The sequence below is a fragment of the Blastocatellia bacterium genome, from assembly GCA_035573895.1.
GTDB lineage: Bacteria > Acidobacteriota > Blastocatellia > HR10 > HR10 > DATLZR01.
The window spans coordinates 1-2,507 of the sequence record DATLZR010000010.1 but is presented as its reverse complement, the minus strand read 5'-3'; the positions used below and the strand labels follow the sequence as shown (position 1 = coordinate 2,507).

The 2,507-nt window shown below is 59.9% G+C and carries 2 protein-coding genes; both read left to right on the top strand.

Features of this window, described 5'->3' with window-relative positions:
- A partial coding sequence (locus VNM72_01150) for a hypothetical protein (GenBank protein HXF04006.1) occupies positions 1–385 on the top strand: 385 nt, incomplete at its 5' end.
- 32 nt (positions 386–417) lie between these two features.
- The coding region (gene rpoC / locus VNM72_01145; GenBank protein HXF04005.1) for a DNA-directed RNA polymerase subunit beta' at positions 418–2,507 on the top strand (2,090 nt) is incomplete at its 3' end.

The following is a 2,507-nucleotide window of genomic DNA, read 5'->3' as shown; positions in this document are numbered from 1 at the left end:
GTTCGACGAAAAGGTGACCGTCGGCTACATCTACATGATGAAGCTCAGCCACCTCGTGGACGATAAGATTCACGCTCGTTCGATCGGTCCCTACTCGCTCATCACACAACAGCCGCTCGGCGGAAAAGCTCAATTCGGCGGACAGCGATTCGGCGAGATGGAGGTGTGGGCGCTGGAGGCCTCCGGCGCGGCCTATACCTTGCAGGAACTTCTCACGGCCAAGTCCGACGATGTCGCCGGTCGCTCCCGCATCTACGAGGGGATCGTCAATGGCAATTACGATTTTGAACCGGGCGTCCCGGAATCGTTCAGCGTTCTCATGCGCGAGCTTCAGGGACTGTGCCTGGATGTGGAATTGATCGGGGGTAAGATGGAGGAAGACTGAGGGCTTCCCCACCCCCGGGCAAGGAGGAACCGATGTTTGCCAAGCGATTTGATCGAACGACAACGACACTTGATTTTGAAGCGATTCGTATCGGATTGGCCTCGCCCGAAAAGATTCGCTCCTGGTCTCACGGCGAGGTGACCAAACCGGAGACGATCAACTATCGCACGTTCAAGCCGGAGCGAGACGGGTTGTTTTGCGCTCGCATTTTCGGCCCGATCAATGACTACGAGTGCCTCTGCGGCAAGTACAAGCGGGCCAAGCATCGGGGGATCGTCTGCGATAAATGCGGTGTGGAGGTGACGCTCAGCCGCGTGCGGCGCGAGCGGATGGGGCACATCGAGCTGGCCAGCCCCTGCTCTCACGTCTGGTTCTTCAAGAGCTTGCCCTCGCGCATCGGCCAACTGCTCGACCTCAGCTTGCGCGATCTGGAGAAAGTGCTCTACTACGAATCCTACATCGTGGTGAAGCCCGATGAGGAACTGGTCCGCCTCGGTCTGCCCATCCGGTACAAAGAGCTGCTCAGCGAGGAGCAGTATCGCCGGCTGGTGCAGGAGTTCCCCGGCCGGTTCGGTCCGGAAATTGCGCGCATGGGAGCGGAAGCCATCCGCACGCTTCTTGCCCAGGTTGACCTGGAGTCGCTGGCCGAAGAGCTGCGCGAGAAGATGAAGACCGATCCCTCGCAGCAGAAGCGATTGAAGTATGCCAAGCGGTTGAAGGTCGTGGATGCTTTTCGTCGGTCGGGCAATCGTCCGGAATGGATGATCCTGGAGGTCCTGCCGGTCATCCCGCCGGAATTGCGACCGCTGGTGCCGCTCGATGGCGGGCGGTTCGCCACCTCCGACCTCAATGATCTCTATCGGCGCGTCATCAATCGGAATAATCGGCTGGCCAAGCTGCTGGAGCTGAAAGCGCCGGAGGTCATCATCCGCAACGAGAAACGAATGTTGCAGGAGGCCGTTGACGCGCTGCTGGATAACGGTCGGCGCGGGCGCGTCATCAAGGGAGCCAATAATCGGCCGCTCAAATCGCTGGCCGATTCGCTCAAGGGCAAACAGGGCCGATTCCGTCAGAATCTCCTGGGCAAACGGGTGGATTATTCCGGTCGCTCGGTCATCGTCATCGGGCCGGAACTGAAACTCCATCAGTGCGGCTTGCCCAAGCAGATGGCGCTCGAACTCTTCAAGCCGTTCATCCTCCATCTGCTGCAGAAGAAGGGATACGTCAGCACGGTCAAGGTGGCCAAGGAAGTCGTCGAGAAGCAGGAGCCCATCGTGTGGGATGTGCTGGAAGAGGTCATCCGCGAGCATCCGGTGCTGCTCAATCGAGCCCCCACGCTCCATCGGCTGGGGATTCAAGCCTTCGAGCCGGTGCTGGTGGAGGGGAAGGCCATTCGCATTCATCCGCTCGTGTGCACGGCCTTCAACGCCGATTTCGATGGCGATCAGATGGCCGTCCACATTCCGCTGTCGCCGGAGGCGCAGGTGGAGGCGTCGGTCCTCATGCTCGCCACCAACAACATTCTCTCGCCGGCCAGCGGGCAACCGATTGCCGTTCCCACCCAGGACATTGTGCTCGGCCTCTACTATTTGACCCGGCGGAAACCGGGCGCGCGCGGCGAGGGCATGCGGTTCGCCTCCATGGAGGAAGTGATGCTGGCGCTCGATGCGGGCTATGTCGAGACGCAAACCTCCATCAAGCTTCGCTACGACGGTCGCCTTATTGATCTCGAGCGTCAGCGCGACAATCAGGATGTGGTCAACGCTCCCGTTTACGAAGTCAGCGGGCAACTGATTGATACGACCGTCGGACGGGTGATCTTCAATGATCATCTGCCGGAGGGAATGCCCTTCATCAACGGCGTGATGAAGAAGACCGGGCTGCAATCGCTCGTCCGTTATTGCTTCCTCCGGCTGGGGCACCAGAAGACGATCGTTTTGCTCGACAGCCTCAAGGACCTCGGGTTCTACTATGCCACCAGGTCGGGCATCTCCCTCTGCATTGACGATCTGGTCGTGCCGGAGGCGAAAGCCGAGATCATCAAACAGGCGCAGAAGGAGGTCGCGGCCGTCGAGCGACAGGTCAAGGACGGTGTCATCACGGCCGGCGAACGCTATAACAA